This is a genomic window from Roseovarius sp. AK1035 (genome assembly GCF_003288315.1).
In the GTDB taxonomy this organism is placed as follows: Bacteria; Pseudomonadota; Alphaproteobacteria; order Rhodobacterales; family Rhodobacteraceae; genus Roseovarius; species Roseovarius mucosus_A.
In genome coordinates this window covers 70,135-89,625 of the sequence record NZ_CP030099.1, presented here as the reverse complement: position 1 = coordinate 89,625, position 19,491 = coordinate 70,135, and the positions used below count along the sequence as shown (strand labels likewise).

Sequence of the window (19,491 nt, the reverse complement as noted above, 5' to 3'; positions counted from 1 at the left end):
ATCTTATGACAGGCACTGATAAAAATGACCCATAACGCATATCACAACAAGACGCTGCAATGGCTCTTCTACATCGCCGTTCTCGCGGTTCTGGGCGCGGTGCCCCTGATATCAAACGACGCGTTCCTCCTGAATCAGCTTGCGATTTACGGTGTCTATGGAATGCTCGCCGTGTCGATCAGCCTGTGTTGGGGCAGCGGTGGCATCCTGAACATGGGTCAGGGCATAGCGTTCGGGTTGGGTGCCTATTGCATGGCGATGACCATGCAGATGCAGACCCAGGCCGATGGCACCATCCCGCCTTTCATGCTCAACAACGGTCTGGATAGCCTGCCGCTGCTCTGGCAGCCTTTCCAGAACACCTCGACAGGCATCTTCCTCGCGCTTTTTGTGCCAACGGTGTTCTACCTGATCTTTGGTGGGATCATGTTCACGGCGCGCGTGTCGGGGCCGTTCTTTGCGATCATGACATTGGCAACGCTCAGCGCCTTTGCGACGATCTTCGTTGATCTGCAACCCTACACCAATGGCGTGAACGGCATTTCGCCGCCCAGTTCGCTCAAGCTGGGCCAAACCGAGATCGACCCCTATTCAAGCGGTGCGTATTGGTTCGTCTTCGCCTTGTTGGCGGCATGCACTGTGGCGGCAAAGCTCATCAATCAAAGCAGGTTTGGCCTGATCGTGCGCGCCCTCAAGGACGATCCGGAACGTGTCCGGTTCCTTGGCTACAATGTCGCGATCTACGAAACGCTGGTCTACACCCTCTCGGGTTTGATCGCGGCCATCGCAGGCTGCTGCTTTGCGGTGCTCACGCAATATGTTTCGCCCGCGCAATTCGAAGTTGGGTTCTCGATCTCGATTGTGATCTGGGTGGCGCTTGGGGGCCGCAACTCTTTGATATGGGCGATGTTTGGGGCTTTCACGGTTCAAGGCGCGCAAAGCTATGTGGGCGACCAGTTTCTCAGCACATGGATACTGATCCTCGGGTTCTCGTTCATCCTTGTGGTGCGGTTCCTGCCTGGCGGCCTTGCGGGCTTGGTCGAAACGCTTCTTGGGCGGACCACCAAGCTGAAGATGAAGGCCGAGCACACCAACCTTGAATTCAGCGACGGGAAAGAGGTGTTGAAATGATCGGCGGATTTTTCAAGGTCATGAACATCGAGAAAAGTTTTGGCGGGAACAAGGTTATCAACGGCTTCAGCCTCGATGTGGCGGAAAACACGCTGCAATGTCTCGTCGGTCCGAATGGGGCGGGCAAGACGACCATGATCGACCTGATCAGTGGCCGCCAGAAACCCGACGCAGGCAAGGTCTATCTCAATGGCGATGATATCACCGGCAAGGGAGAGCACGAGATTTCGCGCAAAGGTATCGGGCGCAAGTTCCAGATTCCTGCCGTGCTCAAGGGGTTGTCCGTGCGTGAAAACCTTGAGGTTGCCTATAGCCGCGAAGTGAACGCGCTGCGCAACATGTTCTCGATGCGGGCCAAGGGATGCGCCGAGAAACTCGACGAGATTTCCCAGCAGGTGCGTTTGACCAAACGTCTCGATGTAGAGGCGGGGCTGTTGTCACATGGCGAGACCCAATGGCTCGAGATCGGCATGGTGCTGATGCAGGATCCGGCGATCCTGTTACTCGACGAACCCGTGGCCGGCATGACCGAGAACGAGATCGGGCTGACGGTCGACATCCTCAACAAGCTCAAGCGCACCCATACGATCATCCTCGTCGAGCATGACATGGGCTTTGTGCGCAAGATCGCCGACGTGGTCACCGTGCTCCACATGGGGGCGCTTCTGGCGCAGGGCAGCATCGAGGAAATCGAAAAAGACGACCGCGTGCGCGCTGTCTATCTTGGTACGGAGGATGCACACTGATGCTGTTGCAACTGGAAAAGGTGTCGTCGTTCTACGGGCGAACACAGATTTTACGCGATATTGATTTCGGCGTGACCAAGGGCACCTGCATGTGTGTCTTGGGGCGCAATGGCGTGGGCAAGACCACCCTTTTGCGCACGATCATGGGTCTTGTCGACAAAATGACGGGCACGCTCTCCGTCTCGGACACCAACCTGACAAAGGCGCGCACGGATGAGCGGGCGAAATACGGGCTGGGCTATGTGCCACAGGGCCGTCAGATCCTTGGCAACTTTACGGTGCGCGAAAACATCCTGCTTGGCACTTTTGCCAAGGCAGATCGGAGTGGCAAGGTGCCGGAGATCTGTCTGGATCTCTTTCCCTACCTTGCCGAAAACCTGAACCGGCGCGCCGGTGAGCTATCGGGTGGGCAGCAGCAACAGCTTGCGATTTCGCGCGCACTGGCCGTCGATCCGCAAATTCTTCTGCTGGATGAGCCCACCGAAGGCATCCAACCCAATATCGTGGCCGAAATCGGAGAGACGCTGCGCATGCTCAACAAAAAGATGGGCATCAGCATGATCCTGTCCGAACAGCATATCAAAGTGGCCCGCGATCTGGGGGATCAATTCGTGATGATGGACAACGGGCGCATCGTTGAATCCGGCGTCATTTCCGACCTCACCGACGAGATGGTCGACCGCCACATGACCGTTTGAAAACCAAATCCACACATAACCAAGGGAGAAAAAAAGATGGAATCCATTCCAAAGAAGGGAACACCGGAGCGAGAGGCGCTGATCAAAGCGCATCTGGAATGTACGGAGTCGATGAAAGGCGTTGCCGGATTCTCGATCCTGAAATGTGAAACCCCCGGAGATACGACGGTTGTCTCGGGCGGGGTCCATGACGATCCGTTGCTAAAGCGGGTTTTGCTGCGCATGCGCGGGGAATCCACGGCGGGCAAGCTGATCATCATCTGCACAGAGGTCGAAAAGGAATGGCGCATCGGTCGCCTGTCGGGTGTGCGCGGCGTGCCGCCAGAGTTTGTTGATGACCGTGTTTTCACCGATGAGCAGGACGCGCAGCACGCCATCTTTCTGATGCGCCTCGACGAGCTGCCGGAAACTGCGGGCATGCCCGAGCACTACCGCGAGGGCTGGAAGCACCGCGACGACAACTGGCCTGTCACCTGATCCCACCCGGACAGGGGCCAAAGGAAAAAACCATCGTAACGGCAGGGGGCTGACAAGACGTCAGGCCACCTGTGAGACAGCCATAAGAGGAAAAGAACATGTCTGCAGCTATGCGACTTGCCGGCTATGCCGACACTTTCGGGGTGCATCCCGGAGGCACCATCAAATTCATGATCAATTGCGACGGCCCCAAGGAATTCAAGGCCGAAATCGTCCAGATGATCAACGGCGACACCAACCCACGCGGTCCCGGCTTTATCGAAAAAGCCGTGCCGGGGGGGCTGAACATCACGGTGCCCGGCCGCAAGCAGGTGATCCACAGCGGATCTTACGGCTATGTCGCCGATTGCAAGCAATTGCGCGTCGAGAGCTTCACGCTTCAGTGCTGGATCTGGCCGACCGCGCCCAAGACGCATCCGAAATACTGGAAGCATGGCGAACAGGCCTTGGTCACCAAGTGGAGCGGCGGCAAGGGGTACGGCCTGTTTCTCAATGCGAAGGGGCATGTCGAGGTGCGCGTGAACGGCGTCACTCTCGAAAGCCCAGAGCCTGTCCGCGATCACGCCTGGCATTTCGTGGCCGCCACCTATGACGCGGCAAGCGGCGAGCTGATCCTGTATCACGAGCCGCAGGTGCATTACGCGCTTGATCCGGTGATCCCGCCCGTCTCCAAGACGATTTCGGAGAAGATCGAGCATCTGCCGATTCCTGCCGCTGTTGCGGCCTATGCCGAATGCCTATCGGACGATCCGACCGCGCAGTCTTCGGTGCCTGCTGGTGTGGTTCTGGCCGGAAAGTACAACGGTAAAATCGAAGCACCGCGCATCTGCTCCAAGGCCTTGTCGCGTCAGGACATCGAGACGATGAAACTGGGCGCGCAATCGGGCCTGACAGAACGCCGCAACTCTGGCCCGACCGGTGCCTTGTCAGAGGTGATCGTTGCGGCGTGGGATTTCTCCCACGGGATCGACACGATCAAAGGCAAGGATTTCGGCCCCTATCGTCTGGACCTCGATTTCGTGAACCTGCCGACCCGAGGCATGACCGGCCACAACTGGAGCGGCACCGTCTTTGATTGGAAGGAAGCCCCAAAAGAATACGCGGCAATCAGCTTTCACGACGATGATATCGACGATGCGCGCTGGGAGGTCGATTTCGAATGGCAGGTGCCCGCCGATTGCAAGAGCCGCTCTTACGCGGCCAAGCTGACGACGGCTGACGGCGATGAGGACTACGTGCCGTTCTGGGTCGTCCCGGAAATCGGCAAGGAGCAGTCCAAGATCGCCTTCATGGTGCCCACGATCAGCTATATGGCCTATGCCAACGAGCATGTCGCCTGTAACGCGGGCGCGGCGGAGCTGTTCATCTACCGCGTGCCCATCATGCAGCATCAAAACATGTTTCTGGCCGAGCACCGCGAATACGGTGGCTCGATCTATGACACGCATACCGACGGCACCGGCATCTGTTTCTCGTCCCGCCTGCGCCCGATCCTCAGCAACCGGCCCAAGTATGACCATTTCCTCGCCCAGGCCCCCTGGCAATACCCGGCAGATCTACATCTGATCTACTGGCTGGAAACCATGGGTTATGAATACGACTGCATCACCGATGAAGACATCACCTATGACGGGCTCGCGCGTCTGGAGAACTACAATGTCATCATCACCGGATCGCATCCCGAGCATAACTCGGGAACCCAGCTTGATGCGCTGCACAACTACACGCAGCGCGGTGGACGGCTGATGTATATGGGCGCGGATGCTTGGTATTGGGTCCATTCCTTCCATCCCGCCTACGAGGACAAAGGGCGTGGCGTCATCACCGAGATGCGGCGCTGCGAATCCGGCATCCGCACATGGCGCGCCGATCCCGGTGAATACTATCACGCGGGCACGGGCGAGCTGGGCGGGATGTGGCGTTTCCGTGGCCGCTACCTGCATTCGGTGGCGGGTGTGGGCATGTCGTCAGAAGGGTTCGACGTTTCGAGCTATTTCTCAAGAACCCCGGAAAGCAACAACCCCCGTGTATCCTGGGCGTTCGAAGGGATCGACTATGACGAAATGCTGGGCAATTTCGGGCTTGTGGGCGGTGGTGCTGCCGGTCTTGAACTCGACATCGTCGATTTCACCCTCGGCTCGCCCCCCCACACGCTGACGGTGGCAACATCGGCGGGCCGTCATACCGAGGCGTATCTTCTGGTGACCGAGGATTTCGGCTTTAACCAGCAGGGGCTTGACGGCACGACGCACCCGCGTGTTCGCGGCGATATCGCCTTTCACGAAACGCCGAATGGGGGCGCATGTTTCTCGTTCTCGTCAATCGCCTATTGCGGCTCACTGCCTTGGAACAACTGCGACAACAATATCTCCAAGTTGACCAAGAATGTGCTGGATCACTTCATGGTCGATGGTCCGTTGCCCGCAGCACCCAAGTCCGAGATCCGGGCGCGGGGCCGTGCCGATGGCGATGCCGGAAACCCCGATCTGGTCCCGGCAGAGTAACGCAAGAGGGGGTCGGCGCTGCGTGCGCCGGCCCCACCTTTAGACAGCCCACCCAAAAACTGGAGGCCCCAATGGTACGCAGACCTGACCTTGGCTATCGCGACGAGGGCGTGAACCTAAGCGATCCGAGCGTGTTCGACAGGGTGCGCCGACCCTTTGGCGAGGCAATCGGTCTGCCCCGGGTTGCCTATCGCTCGCTTCAGTTTCTCTACCTTGAAGACGAGGCCATCTGGACCCGAGACTGGGTGTCTGTCGGTACGGTCCATGAAATTCCTGCAGAGGGCGATATCCTGCCCTTTACCCTTGGCTATCACGGCGTCCACGTTCAACGGATGGAGGATGGCAGCCTAGAGGCACGGTTCAATATGGCGCAACATGGCGGGTGCCGCATGGTGCCAACGCAATGCCAGCAGGGTGAGCGCACCAGTTGTTCGTTCACCTCTTGCGGCTATAGCCGCGACCGGGGCCCGATTACCACAGGAGAGGGGCCGGACAATACCCGCATCAAGTACCAATATCTGGGCCTGCGCCCCGAGCGGCTGCATCCGGTTCACGTGGCACAGCTTGGCGATCTGCTGTTCCTCAACATCGACCCGGGCGGCGCCGACAGTGATCTGGCAGGTGATCTGAGCCTGCCCGCGCCGGTAATGCGGCACAATGCCGTGCGGGCGCATCGTCAATGGCTTGAGTTTGACGCCAATTGGAAGTTTTCGGGCCAGATGTTGGCCCGCGTGGACGAGATGCTGACGTCTTCGGATCGTGCCATGCAGGGCCGCAGAGCCGCGTCTGACGGTTCGCAGATCGCGGTTCAATGGATTTTTCCCAACCTCATTCTGCTCACGCAAGGGGCCGAGACCTGCGCGATCACGCTTCAGCACACGGCGATCACGAAAACCCTGTTCCGGATAGAGATCCTGTCGGACTGTCCGCTCGATGCCGAACGTCTGGCGTTCTGGCACAAAGAATTGTTGCATGCCGGAACCGGGGCTGAGGCGCTTCAGGATAGCATCCCGTCAAGCGCGTCACGCGACCGCGTCCAGGACTGTGCCGTTGATCAGATACAGGATCAGATCGCCGCGTGGTGGGCGCATAACGCGCTCATCTCGCGTTTTGTGAAGATGCCGCAGGTCGACAGCGACATCCCGATTTTCCGCAACGTGGAGCATTATCTGATATGACCGATCTTTCCCAGCAAGAGCCTTCGGGCAAACTTGGCGACACCCTTATGGATGGGGTGGCCCTTTACGAGGCTGGCAAGTTCAAGGCTGCGTATGACCTCTTTTATGGCTGTGCCAAAGCGGGCGATGCGACCGCTTGGTTCTGGCTGTCAGTCATGCACATGAATGGCGACGGGGTCGCGGTTGACAAGCAGATGGGGTTCAAATGCTGTCTCAAGGCCGCCGAGATGGGCAGTGTTCAGGCGCAGACAAATCTTGGCGTGATGTATATTCAGGGCGACGGCGTGACCGAAGATGCGCGCACTGGTCTGATGTGGCTGTGCCGCGCCGCCGATGCCGGTGACACCGGTGCGCAGTTCAATGCGGCCACGCTTCTGTCTGCGGGCAAGGTTGTGGACAAAGATCTCGAAACCGCGGCCAAGTATTACCGGATGGCTGCCGAAAGTGGGTATTTCCCGGCGCAGGCGCGGCTTGGGTTCAGCTACAGGAATGGGTTTGGCGTGGCCAAGGATTGTCAGCAGGCGTTTTTGTGGCTGACGCTGGCCTCTCAGCACGGCGCGGGCAGCGCGATCAGCATGCTTGAAGGTCTCGTGTCCGAGATGACGCCAGATGAGCTGCACCGTGGGCATCAGATGGTCGAGAAATGGATGCAGGACCACCGAGGCGGCGCAGGTGACGTTCGGTTCCGGGTGAGCACCAATTAACCTGAAAGGATCCGGTTTTGAGGTTCAGCGTACAGCAGATCAAATATGATTTCCTCTATGCCATCAAAGAGTTCGACTCTGACGGTACGCGGTGGGGGGTGGTGACGTCGCCCGTGCCCCCATCTGAGACGCTGTCGCGGATGGGCTTTGATGTTGAGGATTTTATCTATCTGGGCAAACCGGCGGGCACCCCGCGCGCCGCCGAGATTGTGAAGGCGTTCTTCATTCAGCGCTTCGGGACCGTAGACTCAGGGCAATTAGAGGCAGAGGGAACAGCCGAATGGGTTATTCTGTTTCGTTCCAAAGAAAGCCTTCCGAGCAAGGCTGATCTGCTGGAGCCGTTAAACGCGGTCGGAGACTAAGCGCAGCCCGGTCAGTTCTCAGGGACACTCAACACGGATGACCTGAATAAGTTTTAAAAGGCTGTTATCAGAGAGCTTCGTGGGTCCAATGCCCCCTTGCTCCAGTCAGGGGGCGGCACCACCCCCCAAACGTATCAATTCTGCGTCTCGATGGTCACGGTTTGCCGCAGCGTGCTGCCTGTGCGATCGTAAATCAGGATGCGATTGTCCTCGGTCACAATGGCAATCCAGTCCGGCCCTTGGGTAAAGGCGGTGGCACGGGTGCCCTCGGGTAGGGTCAGGCTGTCGGGCAAGGACAGCGCGCCCCTATCCTCGCCCCAGAAGCGGGTGACAAAGAGGCCGATGATCACTATGAGGCCGACAACCATCGTGGCGGTCAACAGCGTGACCAACCGTGCGAGAAACTTCAGAGTGGCCGGGCTGACCGGCGGAGAGTTGTCATTCATGGGCTTGGACCAGCTTGTTTTCCGGATCGGGGATGATCCGCCTCAACGCCTTGATAAGGCGCTTGTCCGCGATGTGCCAGAGGCGGCGGTGCTGTCGCGCACGCGGCTGGCACGGCTCTTGGAAGAGGGGGCCGTGCGGGTCAATGGCGCGGTCGTGTCTGAGGCCAAGGCGCGGGTGCAGGCGGGGGACCTTATCGAGATTGTCGTGCCCGAGGCGCGCGAGAGCCATATGGCGCCAGAGGCCATCGCGCTAGAGGTGGTCTATGAGGATGACGATCTCATCGTCGTCAACAAACCTGCGGGCATGGTGGTGCATCCCGCCCCCGGCAGCCCCGAGGGCACGCTGGTCAATGCGCTTTTGCATCACTGCGGCGACAGCCTCTCGGGCGTGGGCGGGGCCAAACGACCGGGCATTGTCCACCGCATCGACAAAGAGACCAGCGGCCTTTTGGTGGTGGCCAAATCGGATGCCGCGCATCAAGGCCTTGCGGCGCAATTCGAGGCGCATAGCGTCGAGCGCCAGTATCGCGCCGTGGTCTACGGCGTGCCCGAGGCAAGCGATCCACGCCTGCGTGGCCTGCGGGGGATCAGCTTTGAGCCCGGCAATATCTTGCGCATCGCCACGCGCCTTGCGCGCCACAAAACCGACCGGCAGCGGCAGGCGGTGCTGTTCGAGGGCGGGCGGCATGCGGTGACGCGGGCGCGGGTGATCGAGAGCTTCGGCACGCCCGGCGTTGCCGCGCTGATGGAGTGTTGGCTAGAGACTGGCCGCACCCATCAGATCCGGGTGCATATGGCCTATGCGGGCCATGGGTTGATCGGGGATCCGGTCTATGGCGGGCGGCGCAAGCTCAAGGAAAAGGCGCTTTTGCCTGCGGGTGTTGCGGCGGCGCAGGAATTTCCGCGGCAGGCGCTGCACGCGGCGGTTCTGGGCTTTGTGCATCCCGGAACGGGCGCGGCGCTGCGGTTCGAGGCGGATTTGCCTCAGGATATGCTGGCACTCCTCTCTGCCTTGCGCGGGGCATGACAGCGGCGCAATATCTTGTGAATTCCTGTCACAATACGGGTGCAGCGACGGAAACACCTTAGATGCGCGTTAAGATAGTCATGTACGGCTGTCTTGAAAGGACAGTAGCGCATACCTAGTTGAATGTTAACGATGCAAACATCAGGAGGGACGACAGCGTGGGAAATTATAACAATCTGCCAGCCCCGACCCCGGAAGGCGGGCTGAACCGCTATATGCAGGAAATCCGCAAGTTCCCGCTTTTGGAGCCGGAAGAAGAATATATGCTGGCCAAGCGTTGGGCCGAAGAGCAGGACACCGAGGCCGCGCATAAGATGGTCACAAGCCATTTGCGCCTCGCGGCCAAGATCGCCATGGGCTATCGCGGTTACGGTCTGCCGCAGGCCGAAGTGATTTCCGAGGCGAATGTGGGCCTTATGCAGGCGGTCAAGCGGTTCGACCCCGAGCGCGGCTTTCGTCTGGCGACCTATGCGATGTGGTGGATTCGTGCCAGCATTCAGGAATATATCCTGCGCTCGTGGAGCCTTGTGAAACTGGGCACCACCTCGGCGCAGAAGAAGCTGTTTTTCAATCTGCGCAAGGCCAAGGCCAAGATCGGCGCATTGGAAGAGGGCGATATGCGGCCCGATGTGGTCAAAAAGATCGCCACAGATCTGGGCGTGACCGAGGCCGAAGTCATCAGCATGAACCAGCGTATGGCGGGTGCGGATGCCTCGCTCAATGCCACGGTCGGGGCCGAGGGCGAAGGCTCTATGCAATGGCAGGACTGGCTTGAGGATGAGGATGCCGATCAGGCCGGCGATTACGAGCGGCGTGATGAATTGGATGCGCGGCGCGAATTGCTGGTGCAAGCGATGGATGTGCTCAACGAGCGCGAGCGCGACATTCTCACCCAGCGGCGGCTGAGCGACGAGACTGTGACGCTCGAGGATCTGAGCGCCGAATATGACGTGAGCCGCGAGCGCATTCGTCAGATCGAGGTGCGGGCCTTCGAAAAGCTGCAAAAGCGGATGCGGGCCTTGGCCCAGGAAAAGGGCATGCTGACCTCGGCCTAAGGTCTCTTGGCGGCGCGCGGCTTTGCGCGTATCTCTCACGCCGAACATGAGCGTGTGAGGCAGGGTATGGGGCAGGGTGTAAACTGGGCAGAGTGTGTGAGGCGCGCGATGCTGGGCGGCGCAATCCTGCTGCTTGCCGCCTGTTCCCCGCGCGTCACCGCAGAGCGCGCGGCCCCCAACCCCGCCGCCACGATCCAGCCCGTTTATGTGGCGACGGGGCGCAAACTCGATCAGACCGGGCCAATCTTTGGGCTGGAACGGCCTGAGGGGCTGCGGTTCTTCCGGGCGGATGTGTCGGTGCCCCCGACCCACACGCCGGGGCAGATCGAATGGCCCGATGGCCCGCCTGATGCCGCCACCGATTTTGTGGTGACGGGCACCGAAGTCTATGACGGGGCGGCGGCCATGCAACGCGCGATGCGCCGCGCCCATCCCGAAACACGCGAGACGCTGCTCTTCGTGCACGGCTATAACAACACCCTCTCAGAGGCGATGTATCGGCTGGCCCAGATCCAGACTGATTTTGACACGGCCATGCCCGGCGTGCTGTTTTCCTGGCCCTCGGCAGGGGACCCGCGCGGCTATATCTACGACCGCGACTCGGTGCTTTTTGCGCGCGACGATCTGCAAAAGGTGATGCGCCAGTTGACGGGCGCGCCGGGCGACCGGGTGTTCCTGCTCGCGCATTCCATGGGATCAAGCCTTGTGATGGAGGCGCTGCGCAGTATTGCCCTAAGCGAAGACCGCCATTTGCTGCGCCGGATCAGCGGCGTGGTGCTGATGTCGCCCGATATTGATCCCGATGTGTTCGACCGGCAGGCCGAGGCGATTGGCGAATTGCCCCAGCCCTTCCTCATTTTCATTACCAAGGCCGATCGCGCCCTGTCGCTCTCGGGCTTTATCACCGGGCGCAAGCCGCGCCTTGGCATGATCGACCGCGCCGACAAGGTGCAGCGCCCCGATGTTCAGGTGATCGACTTTACCGCGCTGGCCGATGGCTCTGGCCTAAACCATTTCGTGCCCGTGACCTCGCCTGCCGCCATCGACTTTTTGCGTGGCATCATGGCTGGCACCAACGGTATCAGCGGCGAGTTTGTGCGCGATATGACGCTAAGCCTGCCCAAGCCCCGCGTTTTGCTGCCCTGAGCGGCGCGGAATTGACGGGACGCGCGCAAGGCGTAAACTGACCCCGGCAGAGGAGCAAGGCGACATGGCCGGTGGATGGGCGCGCGACGGCGCGGTAAGCGAACAGATCGAGGCGTCGATTTCCGACGAATTGGCGCGCCTCAAGGCGCGGCGTGGGCCAGAGGGCGACAGCCTGACCCAGTGCGCCGAATGCGAAGAACCCATCCCCGAGGCGCGGCGCGTGGCCATTCCGGGCGTCAAGCTCTGCATCGACTGCCAGCAAGAACGCGACGCGGCGCATCAACCGCGCGGCGGCATCAACCGGCGTGGATCAAAGGACAGCCAGTTGAAATGAAAGGTTGGGGGGCTCTGCCCCCCGTGCCCCCCGAGGTATTTTGGGCCAGATGAAAGCCACCCTTGGCTTCTTTATGGCTTAAATACTCATTTCAGAGGCCTGAGGCTTAGCCCTCCATCGCCTCCAACTCGTCGATCATGCCTGAAATCATGCTCAGCCCCTTGTCCCAAAAGGCCGGGTCCGAGGCATCGAGGCCGAAGGGCGCCAAAAGCTCTTTGTGATGCTTGGAGCCGCCCGCCTTGAGCAGATCGAAATACTTGTCTTGGAACCCGTCGGGGTTTTCTTCGTAGACCGCATAGAGCGCATTCACCAACCCATCGCCAAAGGCATAGGCATAGACGTAGAAGGGCGAGTGGATGAAATGCGGGATATAGGCCCAGAAGGTTTCATACCCGTCCATGAAATCAAAGGCTTCGCCCAGGCTCTGGGCTTGCACGCTCATCCAGAGGGCGTTGATGTCATCGGGGGTCAATTCGCCCTCGCGGCGTGCCGCGTGGAGCTTGCATTCAAAGTCGTAGAAGGCGATCTGCCGCACGACCGTGTTGATCATATCCTCAACCTTGCCCGCGAGCAGCACCTTGCGTTCGGCCTGGGTCTGCGCCCCTGCCAGCATGCGGCGGAAGGTCAGCATCTCGCCGAAAACGCTGGCGGTTTCGGCCAGTGTGAGCGGCGTCGAGGACAGCAATTCGCCTTGATCCGCCGCCAGACGCTGATGCACGCCGTGGCCCAATTCATGGGCAAGCGTCATCACGTCGCGCGGTTTGCCAAGGTAGTTCAGCATCACATAGGGATGCACCGTGGTCACGGTGGGATGGGCAAAGGCACCCGGCGCCTTGCCCGGTTTCACGCCCGCGTCGATCCAGCCCCGCTCGAAAAACGGCTGCGCGAGATCGGCCATGCGCGGATCAAAGGCGGCATAGGCGCCCATCACCGTATCGCGGGCCTCGTCCCAATCGACAAGGCGCGTGGCCTCCATCGGCAGAGGCGCGTTGCGGTCCCAGACCTGCATGCGCTCCAGCCCCAGCCATTTGCGCTTGAGCTCGTAATAGCGATGCGAGAGCTTGGGATAGGCCGCGACAACCGCATTGCGCAGCGCCTCGACCACCTCGGGCTCGACATCGTTGCTCAGGTGCCGCCCGGTCTGCGCCGTGGGCATCTTGCGCCAGCGGTCGATCACCTCTTTTTCCTTGGCTTGCGTGTTATGGACACGGGCAAAGGTGCGGATATTCTCGCCAAACACCCGCGCCAATTCGCGCGCCGCGGATTCGCGCTTGGAGCGGTCCTGTTCGGTCAGAAGGTTCAGCGTGCCCTCGATAGTAAGGTCGTCGCCATCCACGGTAAAGGTCAGCCCGGCGATGGTCTCGTCAAAGAGCCGTTCCCACGCATCGCCCACCACGCCCAGATCATGCAGGAATTTCTCAAGCTCATCCGACAGCTGATAGGGTTTCATGGCGCGGATGCGGTCGAGCACCGGCTTGTAGCGGGCAAGATCGGCATTCTCGGCATACATCGCCGTCAGCGCGCCCTCGTCAAGCCGGTTCAGTTCGAGCGAGAAGAACACCAGCGGCGTGGTGGAATTCGTCACCTTTTCTTGGCAATCGGACATGAATTTCGCCCGCCCGCCATCGGTCGTAAGCTGGTAATAGCGCAGCCCTGCATAAGACATGATGCGCCCCGCCGTGGTGCTGATCGCCTCGTCGCGGCGGATACACTCCAAGAGGCCCGCCGCGTCGAGCGTGGCCAGCTTGCCCTCGTAATCGGTGGCGAATTCAGCGCAGGCGCTGTGCAGCCAGTCCAGATCACGCTTGAGTTCGGGGGCTTTCTCAGAGGTGTAGAGATCGCTCAGGTCCCATTCCGGCAGTTGGCCCAAGTTCCTGTTGCCAGAGCTGGCATTGGCATCGCGGACGGGAAACGGCAGGTTGAGCATGAGAGCACCTCTTGTTGACATGGCCCAGACATAGGCCGGGGGGGCGGGGGCCACAAGGGGCGGGGTGCTTGCCATTCGGGCGCGGCTGGCTAGGGTGGGGCGCAAGGTGAAAGGGGAAGATCACATGATATTCGCGCGATTTGGTGAGACGGGGCAGGAAAAACCCGGCGTTCTGGACGATCAGGGGCGCTTGCGGGATTTGTCGGGTGTGGTGCCCGATTTGGCCGGGGCGGTGCTTGCGGAGTTACCCCGGATCGACCCCGAAAGCCTGCCTTTGGTTGCAGGCACCCCCCGGATCGGGCCGCCGGTGGGGCAGGTCGGCAAACTGATTTGCATCGGTCTCAACTATACCGACCATGCCGAAGAGGTGGGCGTTGCCGCCCCGCCAGAGCCGGTGGTGTTTCTCAAGGCGACCTCGGCAATTTGCGGCCCGCAAGACCCTGTGTATCTGCCCCGCGGTGCGGAGAAGGGCGATTGGGAGGTGGAATTGGGCGTGGTGATCGGGCGACGCGCCAAATATGTGACCGAGGCTGAGGCGTTGGACCATGTGGCGGGCTACACAATCGTCAACGATGTGTCCGAGCGCGCCTTTCAGATGGAGCGGGCTGGGCAATGGACCAAGGGCAAAAGCTGTGACACCTTTGCGCCGATGGGCCCTTGGCTGGTGACAGCCGATGCCGTGGGGGATGTGCAGGCGCTTGATCTTTCGCTCGACCTGAATGGCGCGCGGATGCAGACCGGCACGACGGCGCGCATGATCTTTTCGGTGGCGCATATCGTGGCATATCTCAGCGCGCTGATGACGCTGGAACCGGGCGATGTGATCGCCACTGGCACGCCACCGGGTGTGGGCATGGGGCGCAAGCCGCCGCGCTATCTGACCGAGGGTGATGAAATGGTGGTGCGGATCAGCGGGCTTGGGGAACAGCGCTCGCCTGTGCGGCGCGATCCGTAGCCGACGCGCGCCACGCGCCGCCATAGAAATCGCAAAGCTGGCGCAGCAGGCGCCCGCGCATGTCGGGCGTATCCATCAGCGTTTCGTGCCGCCCGCCGGGGACCAGTTCCAGATGCCCGCCCGGCCAATGCGCCATGCGGTCGATCACACGGGGCACATCGACAATCTGCTCGTCGCTGCCCAGAATCGTCAGGCAAGGCAGATCAGGAGAGGGCAGGCGCGCCAAATCCCGGGTTTCCTTCAACGCCTCGTGCAGCCAGCGCAGGCTGGGCCCACCCAGCCCCAACTCGGGGTGGGCGCGCAATTGCTGGGCCATATAGTCATACATCTCGCGGTCATTGGTCAGCTTGTTGCTCTCGAATGGCTCTTCCAGCACGTAATGCGCGCCCGCCGTGCCGGGGGCGTAATGATGGCTCATGCCCAACTGACGACTGCCCCAAGACAGGGACCATGCGACCGGGCGCAGAGCTTGCGCCATATGGATGCCCCACATCGGGCTTGAGAAGGCGCAGCTTTGCACCTCTAGCCCCCGCATCACCGCGCGCAGCCCGATACAGCCACCCATGGAATGCGCCAGTAGATGCCAAGGGCGCGGCAGATCAAGCCGCTCAGCCGCCTCGACCATGGCCGCGACATCCCGCTGATAATCCCCGAATTCATGCACATGGCCTGCCATGGCATCCGTGGTCAGCCGGTCCGCCAGACCCTGACCGCGCCAGTCAATGACCAGCGTCGCATACCCGCACCCGGCGAAATGCGCAGCGGCACGGCCGTATTTCTCGATATATTCGGTGCGCCCGGGAAAGAGCAGGACCGTGCCACGGGTCCCGTCCCTATTCCACAGGCCAATCCGCAGACGCATTCCGTCAGAGGCAGACATCCACCATGCGGCACCGCCCTCTGGCCCTTGGGCCACATCGTCAAAGAGCGGCGCGGCCTGCATCAGGCCAGCACGCTGCCCAGCTTCATCGCCATGCCCATATCGCCATCGACGCTTAGACGGCCAGACATAAAGGCGGCGGCGGGATCGAGATCGCCCGCGAGGATCGATTCGAACGTATCGCGGCTGGCCGTCAGCGTGACATCGGTGTCGTCATCGCCGGCGCGCGCGCCATTGGCGTCGATCACGATGGCACCCTCATCCTCGATTACGAATTTCGCGCTGCCTTCAAGGCCCTCGCCCCCCAGTTTCTCATTCAGGGCGGCCACGGCTGTGGTGATTACGTCGCTCATCTGCGCTTCCTTTCACATTTGCGATGCCGGGGCTGTGCAACCGGACAATCTGCGCTAAACTCAGACTCGTTATGGGCGCAGCGAACTTCAATCTCAACCGTATCGTCGCGGCATTTGCAGCGATAGTCACGTTTTCCCTACCTGCCTTGGCAGAGGAGACGCGGCTTGACGGGCTCTTTGATCAATTGGCGCAGGCCGAGGCCGGGGAAGCGCGCAAGATTGCCGCCGAAATCGAGCTGGAATTGGCGCGCTCAGGATCGCCAGCAATGGATCTTTTGTTGCGGCGCGGCGAAGACGCGATTGAGTCGGGCGATATGGCCGCGGCCATCGCGCATCTGAGCGCGGCCATCGACCATGCGCCGGACTTTGCCGAGGCATGGCACCTGCGCTCTGTCGCGTTTTACCGGCAAGAGCGCTATGGTCTGGCCCTTCATGATATCGAACGTGCGCTGGCGCTGGAGCCACGCCACTTCAATGCGATTTACGGCCTTGGGGTGTTGCTGGATGAATTGGGACAGCCCGATCTTGCGCGGGATGCGTTTTCGCGCGCGCTGGCTATACATCCCCATCACGAGGACGTAACCAAGGCGCGGGACAACGTGGCGCGCGAATTGGGCGGCGCGGATCTCTGACACCATCAAGGAGTGCTCTGGATGTCCGAGCAGTCAAGAACCCTCGCGGTTCTGGGCCCGACCAATACCGGCAAGACGCATTACGCTATCGAGCGTATGCTGGGCTATCGCACAGGCATCATCGGCCTGCCGCTGCGTCTTTTGGCGCGCGAGGTCTATGACAAGATCGTCGCGGTGCGCGGCCCCTCTGTCGTGGCGCTGGTCACGGGCGAAGAGCGGATTGTGCCCGAGCGTGCGCAATACTGGGTCTGCACGGTCGAGGCGATGCCCGAGGGGATGGGCGCGGATTTCGTGGCGGTGGATGAAATCCAGCTTTGCGCTGACCCAGAACGCGGGCATGTGTTCACCGACCGGCTGCTGCGGATGCGCGGCCTGCGCGAAACGCAGTTTCTGGGCAGCCACACGATGCGCCAAACCATAGCCGCGCTGGTGCCGGGGGTCGAATTTCTCAGCCGGGCGCGCATGTCGCAACTTACATATACCGGCCCGCGCAAGATCGCCAAGATGCCCGCGCGCAGCGCCATTGTCGGTTTCTCGGTGGAAAACGTCTATGCCATGGCCGAGTTGCTGCGCCGCCAAAAAGGGGGCGCTGCGGTGGTCATGGGCGCGCTCAGCCCGCGCACGCGCAATGCGCAGGTCGAGCTTTATCAGAATGGCGATGTCGATTACCTCGTGGCGACCGATGCCATCGGCATGGGGCTGAACCTTGATATCAACCACGTGGCCTTTTCCTCGCTTAGCAAATTCGACGGGCGGCGCATGCGCTATTTGCAGCCCAATGAATTGGGTCAGATTGCCGGGCGCGCAGGGCGAGGGATGAACAACGGCACCTTTGGTGTGACCGGCGAGGCGCCCGATCTTGAGCCCGAATTGGCCGAGGCGATCATGGAGCATCGCTTTGCCCCCATCCGCAAGCTGGAATGGCGCAATGCGCGTCTGCAATTCGGCACCACCGGCGCGCTCATCGCCAGTCTCGAGGCGCGCCCCGATCACGAGTTGCTGGCCCGCGCCCGCGAGGCGGATGATCTGGGCGCGCTCAAGACATTGGCCGAACATCCCGATGTGATGCCGCGCGCCATCGGGGGGACAGCGGTGAAACTCTTGTGGGATGTCTGCCGCATTCCCGATTTCCGGGGCATCAGCGCCGCCGAACATGCCAGCCTCTTGGAACGCATCTATTGCGACCTGACCGACTATGGTCGCGTGCCTGATGACTGGCTGGCACAGCAAGTTGCCCGCATCGACCGCACCGATGGTGACATCGACACGCTGTCGAAAAGGTTGGCCTATATTCGCACTTGGACCTATGTCGCACAGCGAAAAGGCTGGCTGGATGACGAAAACCATTGGCGCGGGGCGACACGCGCTGTAGAAGACCGCCTGTCAGATGCGTTGCATGGCGCGCTGACCCAGAGATTTGTGGATCGGCGCACCTCGGTTCTGTTGCGCCGACTCAAGCAGAAGGAAGCCATGGTGGCCGAAGTAAACGATCAAGGTGATGTGACCGTCGAGGGCGAATTCGTCGGACGGCTCGAAGGGTTCCGCTTCATGCAGGACCGCGCGGCAGCAGGCAAGGAAGCACGCACGCTGCAACAGGCGAGCGTCGCGGCACTTGCCCCGCATTTCCATCTCAAGGCGGACCGCTTTTACAACGCACCCGACACCGAGATCGACTTTACCGAACAGGGTGGCCTGTTGTGGGGCAAAGAGGCGGTGGGCAAGCTGACGCCCGGTGCCGACCCGCTCAAGCCACAGATCGTGGCCTTTGTCGATGACGAGGCCGGCCCGGATGTGGCCGCCAAGGTGCAACGCCGCTTGCAGCACTATATCGACCGGCGCATTGCCACGCTGTTTGAACCGCTCTTGAACATCCAGCGCGACGAGACGCTGAATGGTTTGGCGCGCGGTTTGGGCTTTCGCATGGTCGAGGCGATGGGCCTGATCCCGCGCGGTGAAATCGCCGACGAGGTCAAGGCGCTGGATCAAGATGCGCGTGGCGCCTTGCGCAAGCATGGCATCCGCTTTGGCCAGTTCACCGTGTTTTTGCCGCTCCTGCTCAAGCCTGCACCGACGCGGTTGCGGCTGGTGCTATGGTCGCTGAGCCAAGGGATGGATGAATTCCCCGAGGCCCCGCCGCCGGGTCTGGTGACCGTGCCCGCCCGTAGCGACGCGCCCAAGGGCTATTTCACGATGGCCGGGTATCGCGCTGCCGGGGATCGGGCGATCCGCATCGACATGCTGGAACGTCTGGCCGACATGCTGCGCAGCGAAGATACGCGCGGTGGATTCGAGGCCAAGCCCGATATGCTCTCTATCACGGGGATGACGCTCGAGCAGTTTGCCCTGCTGATGCAGGGGCTGGGCTACAAGGCCGAGCGTGCCGAACGCGCCAAGGTCAAGCCGGTCGATCAGGCCATTTCCGAGGCCCCCGCAGATGCGGCGGCGGCGACAGAGGCTGAAACGCCGGTCGCGGATATCGTGGCCGAGATCCCCGACGAGGGCGTTGCGCCCATCGCCGCAGAGCCGGTGGCCGAGACCGTCGTTCCCGCCGCGCTCGACGAGACCCCGGCCGAAGAGGTGCTTCCCGGTGAAAGCCCCGAGGTCGCGGCGACCGAACTCGAGGTCTATTACACCTTCACCTGGGCCCCGCGCGCCAATCGCCCACGTGGCGATCGCCCCGCACAGGGCGGGCGTGGCCCGCGTGGTGCACAGGCTGGACAGCCCGCCCAAGGGGATGGCGACGCGGCGCAGAAACGCGACCGCCCGCAGCGCCAAGGCGGCAAGCCCCGTGGCAAGCCCGGCAAGGGCAAGCCGCGCGAGCCGCGCGATGATCAGCCCAAAACCTATGCCGCCAAGCCCGAGAAGCGAAATGATCGGATCGACCCGGACAATCCGTTCGCTGCGGCCTTGATGGGGTTGCGGACCAAGGGCTAGGT

Annotated in this window: 19 protein-coding genes; 15 read left to right on the top strand and 4 right to left on the bottom strand. The window is 61.3% G+C overall.

All coding sequences use genetic code 11. The annotated features are described in order from the left end of the window. Window positions 1-24: 24 nt before the first annotated feature. The 8 genes from RAK1035_RS00465 to RAK1035_RS00430 all read left to right on the top strand — a co-directional run bounded on the left by RAK1035_RS00465 (window position 25) and on the right by RAK1035_RS00430 (window position 7,800). Window positions 25-1,131 (top strand): ABC transporter permease subunit, encoded by a 1,107-nt coding sequence (locus RAK1035_RS00465; RefSeq protein ID WP_008280645.1) that lies wholly within the window; start codon window positions 25-27, stop codon window positions 1,129-1,131. Beyond that, window positions 1,128-1,877, top strand: coding sequence for an ABC transporter ATP-binding protein (locus RAK1035_RS00460; protein ID WP_008280643.1), 750 nt, complete (start codon window positions 1,128-1,130; stop codon window positions 1,875-1,877). Before RAK1035_RS00465 ends, RAK1035_RS00460 begins: the two co-directional genes overlap by 4 nt. Then, window positions 1,877-2,575 (top strand): urea ABC transporter ATP-binding subunit UrtE, encoded by a 699-nt coding sequence (gene urtE / locus RAK1035_RS00455; protein ID WP_008280642.1) that lies wholly within the window; start codon window positions 1,877-1,879, stop codon window positions 2,573-2,575. The genes RAK1035_RS00460 and urtE overlap by 1 nt, the downstream gene beginning before the upstream one ends. A 36-nt stretch (window positions 2,576-2,611) precedes the next feature. Then, on the top strand, window positions 2,612-3,052 hold the full coding sequence (locus RAK1035_RS00450) for a hypothetical protein (protein WP_008280641.1): 441 nt from the start codon (window positions 2,612-2,614) through the stop codon (window positions 3,050-3,052). A 98-nt stretch (window positions 3,053-3,150) separates the two neighbouring features. After that, window positions 3,151-5,556, top strand: a complete 2,406-nt coding sequence (locus RAK1035_RS00445; protein WP_232279179.1) for a LamG domain-containing protein — start codon at window positions 3,151-3,153, stop codon at window positions 5,554-5,556. Window positions 5,557-5,627: 71 nt separating this feature from the next. Then, window positions 5,628-6,734: a (2Fe-2S)-binding protein gene (locus tag RAK1035_RS00440; protein ID WP_008280639.1), complete on the top strand. Its 1,107-nt coding sequence runs from the start codon at window positions 5,628-5,630 to the stop codon at window positions 6,732-6,734. Then, a complete protein-coding gene (locus RAK1035_RS00435) occupies window positions 6,731-7,438 on the top strand; it encodes a tetratricopeptide repeat protein (RefSeq protein WP_008280638.1) in 708 nt (235 codons plus the stop codon). Before RAK1035_RS00440 ends, RAK1035_RS00435 begins: the two co-directional genes overlap by 4 nt. A gap of 17 nt (window positions 7,439-7,455) precedes the next feature. Next, a complete protein-coding gene (locus RAK1035_RS00430; protein ID WP_008280637.1) occupies window positions 7,456-7,800 on the top strand; it encodes a hypothetical protein in 345 nt (114 codons plus the stop codon). Between the two features lie 134 nt (window positions 7,801-7,934). Here RAK1035_RS00430 and RAK1035_RS00425 read toward each other — a convergent pair whose 3' ends face one another. Further along, entirely contained in the window at window positions 7,935-8,246 is a 312-nt protein-coding gene (locus RAK1035_RS00425; protein ID WP_008280636.1) for a DUF6476 family protein, read from the bottom strand. Between RAK1035_RS00425 and RAK1035_RS00420 the strand changes: the two genes are divergently transcribed. From RAK1035_RS00420 to RAK1035_RS00405, 4 genes are all read left to right on the top strand, one after another. Then, window positions 8,245-9,273 carry an RluA family pseudouridine synthase gene (locus RAK1035_RS00420; protein ID WP_008280635.1) on the top strand — a complete coding sequence of 343 codons (1,029 nt, stop codon included), beginning with the start codon at window positions 8,245-8,247 and terminating at the stop codon, window positions 9,271-9,273. The two genes, RAK1035_RS00425 and RAK1035_RS00420, sit on opposite strands and share 2 nt — an antisense overlap. 158 nt (window positions 9,274-9,431) lie before the next feature. Next, window positions 9,432-10,328 carry an RNA polymerase sigma factor RpoH gene (gene rpoH, locus RAK1035_RS00415; protein WP_008280634.1) on the top strand — a complete coding sequence of 299 codons (897 nt, stop codon included), beginning with the start codon at window positions 9,432-9,434 and terminating at the stop codon, window positions 10,326-10,328. A gap of 108 nt (window positions 10,329-10,436) precedes the next feature. Beyond that, window positions 10,437-11,474 (top strand): alpha/beta hydrolase, encoded by a 1,038-nt coding sequence (locus tag RAK1035_RS00410; protein WP_112303048.1) that lies wholly within the window; start codon window positions 10,437-10,439, stop codon window positions 11,472-11,474. A gap of 64 nt (window positions 11,475-11,538) precedes the next feature. Beyond that, on the top strand, window positions 11,539-11,808 hold the full coding sequence (locus RAK1035_RS00405) for a DksA/TraR family C4-type zinc finger protein (protein WP_008280632.1): 270 nt from the start codon (window positions 11,539-11,541) through the stop codon (window positions 11,806-11,808). Window positions 11,809-11,914: 106 nt separating this feature from the next. Here RAK1035_RS00405 and RAK1035_RS00400 read toward each other — a convergent pair whose 3' ends face one another. Beyond that, the gene (locus RAK1035_RS00400; protein WP_037297469.1) at window positions 11,915-13,735 is read right to left on the bottom strand and encodes a M3 family oligoendopeptidase; all 1,821 of its coding nucleotides are present in this window, start codon (window positions 13,733-13,735) and stop codon (window positions 11,915-11,917) included. A 124-nt stretch (window positions 13,736-13,859) separates the two neighbouring features. Between RAK1035_RS00400 and RAK1035_RS00395 the strand changes: the two genes are divergently transcribed. After that, on the top strand, window positions 13,860-14,690 hold the full coding sequence (locus RAK1035_RS00395; protein WP_037297466.1) for a fumarylacetoacetate hydrolase family protein: 831 nt from the start codon (window positions 13,860-13,862) through the stop codon (window positions 14,688-14,690). On the opposite strand, the gene RAK1035_RS00390 is transcribed toward RAK1035_RS00395, so the two are convergent. Continuing rightward, entirely contained in the window at window positions 14,644-15,633 is a 990-nt protein-coding gene (locus RAK1035_RS00390; RefSeq protein WP_008280629.1) for an alpha/beta fold hydrolase, read from the bottom strand. The genes RAK1035_RS00395 and RAK1035_RS00390 overlap by 47 nt on opposite strands. Further along, window positions 15,633-15,923, bottom strand: coding sequence for an SCP2 sterol-binding domain-containing protein (locus RAK1035_RS00385; protein WP_008280628.1), 291 nt, complete (start codon window positions 15,921-15,923; stop codon window positions 15,633-15,635). The genes RAK1035_RS00390 and RAK1035_RS00385 overlap by 1 nt, the downstream gene beginning before the upstream one ends. Before the next feature lie 71 nt (window positions 15,924-15,994). Here RAK1035_RS00385 and RAK1035_RS00380 point away from each other — a divergent pair, with 71 nt between their 5' ends. Next, a complete protein-coding gene (locus tag RAK1035_RS00380) occupies window positions 15,995-16,555 on the top strand; it encodes a tetratricopeptide repeat protein (protein ID WP_008280627.1) in 561 nt (186 codons plus the stop codon). A 21-nt stretch (window positions 16,556-16,576) separates the two neighbouring features. Next, window positions 16,577-19,489, top strand: coding sequence for a helicase-related protein (locus tag RAK1035_RS00375; RefSeq protein WP_008280626.1), 2,913 nt, complete (start codon window positions 16,577-16,579; stop codon window positions 19,487-19,489). Window positions 19,490-19,491: the final 2 nt, after the last annotated feature.

Bases quoted from the DNA above. Each gene is read 5' to 3' on its own strand.
- RAK1035_RS00465 (WP_008280645.1), top strand. From the start codon at position 25: ATGACCCATAACGCATATCACAACAAGACGCTGCAATGGCTCTTCTAC.
- RAK1035_RS00460 (WP_008280643.1), top strand. From the start codon at position 1,128: ATGATCGGCGGATTTTTCAAGGTCATGAACATCGAGAAAAGTTTTGGC.
- urtE (WP_008280642.1), top strand. From the start codon at position 1,877: ATGCTGTTGCAACTGGAAAAGGTGTCGTCGTTCTACGGGCGAACACAG.
- RAK1035_RS00450 (WP_008280641.1), top strand. From the start codon at position 2,612: ATGGAATCCATTCCAAAGAAGGGAACACCGGAGCGAGAGGCGCTGATC.
- RAK1035_RS00445 (WP_232279179.1), top strand. From the start codon at position 3,151: ATGTCTGCAGCTATGCGACTTGCCGGCTATGCCGACACTTTCGGGGTG.
- RAK1035_RS00440 (WP_008280639.1), top strand. From the start codon at position 5,628: ATGGTACGCAGACCTGACCTTGGCTATCGCGACGAGGGCGTGAACCTA.
- RAK1035_RS00435 (WP_008280638.1), top strand. From the start codon at position 6,731: ATGACCGATCTTTCCCAGCAAGAGCCTTCGGGCAAACTTGGCGACACC.
- RAK1035_RS00420 (WP_008280635.1), top strand. From the start codon at position 8,245: ATGGGCTTGGACCAGCTTGTTTTCCGGATCGGGGATGATCCGCCTCAA.
- RAK1035_RS00425 (WP_008280636.1), bottom strand. From the start codon at position 8,246: ATGAATGACAACTCTCCGCCGGTCAGCCCGGCCACTCTGAAGTTTCTC.
- RAK1035_RS00410 (WP_112303048.1), top strand. From the start codon at position 10,437: ATGCTGGGCGGCGCAATCCTGCTGCTTGCCGCCTGTTCCCCGCGCGTC.
- RAK1035_RS00405 (WP_008280632.1), top strand. From the start codon at position 11,539: ATGGCCGGTGGATGGGCGCGCGACGGCGCGGTAAGCGAACAGATCGAG.
- RAK1035_RS00400 (WP_037297469.1), bottom strand. From the start codon at position 13,735: ATGCTCAACCTGCCGTTTCCCGTCCGCGATGCCAATGCCAGCTCTGGC.
- RAK1035_RS00395 (WP_037297466.1), top strand. From the start codon at position 13,860: ATGATATTCGCGCGATTTGGTGAGACGGGGCAGGAAAAACCCGGCGTT.
- RAK1035_RS00390 (WP_008280629.1), bottom strand. From the start codon at position 15,633: ATGCAGGCCGCGCCGCTCTTTGACGATGTGGCCCAAGGGCCAGAGGGC.
- RAK1035_RS00385 (WP_008280628.1), bottom strand. From the start codon at position 15,923: ATGAGCGACGTAATCACCACAGCCGTGGCCGCCCTGAATGAGAAACTG.
- RAK1035_RS00380 (WP_008280627.1), top strand. From the start codon at position 15,995: ATGGGCGCAGCGAACTTCAATCTCAACCGTATCGTCGCGGCATTTGCA.
- RAK1035_RS00375 (WP_008280626.1), top strand. From the start codon at position 16,577: ATGTCCGAGCAGTCAAGAACCCTCGCGGTTCTGGGCCCGACCAATACC.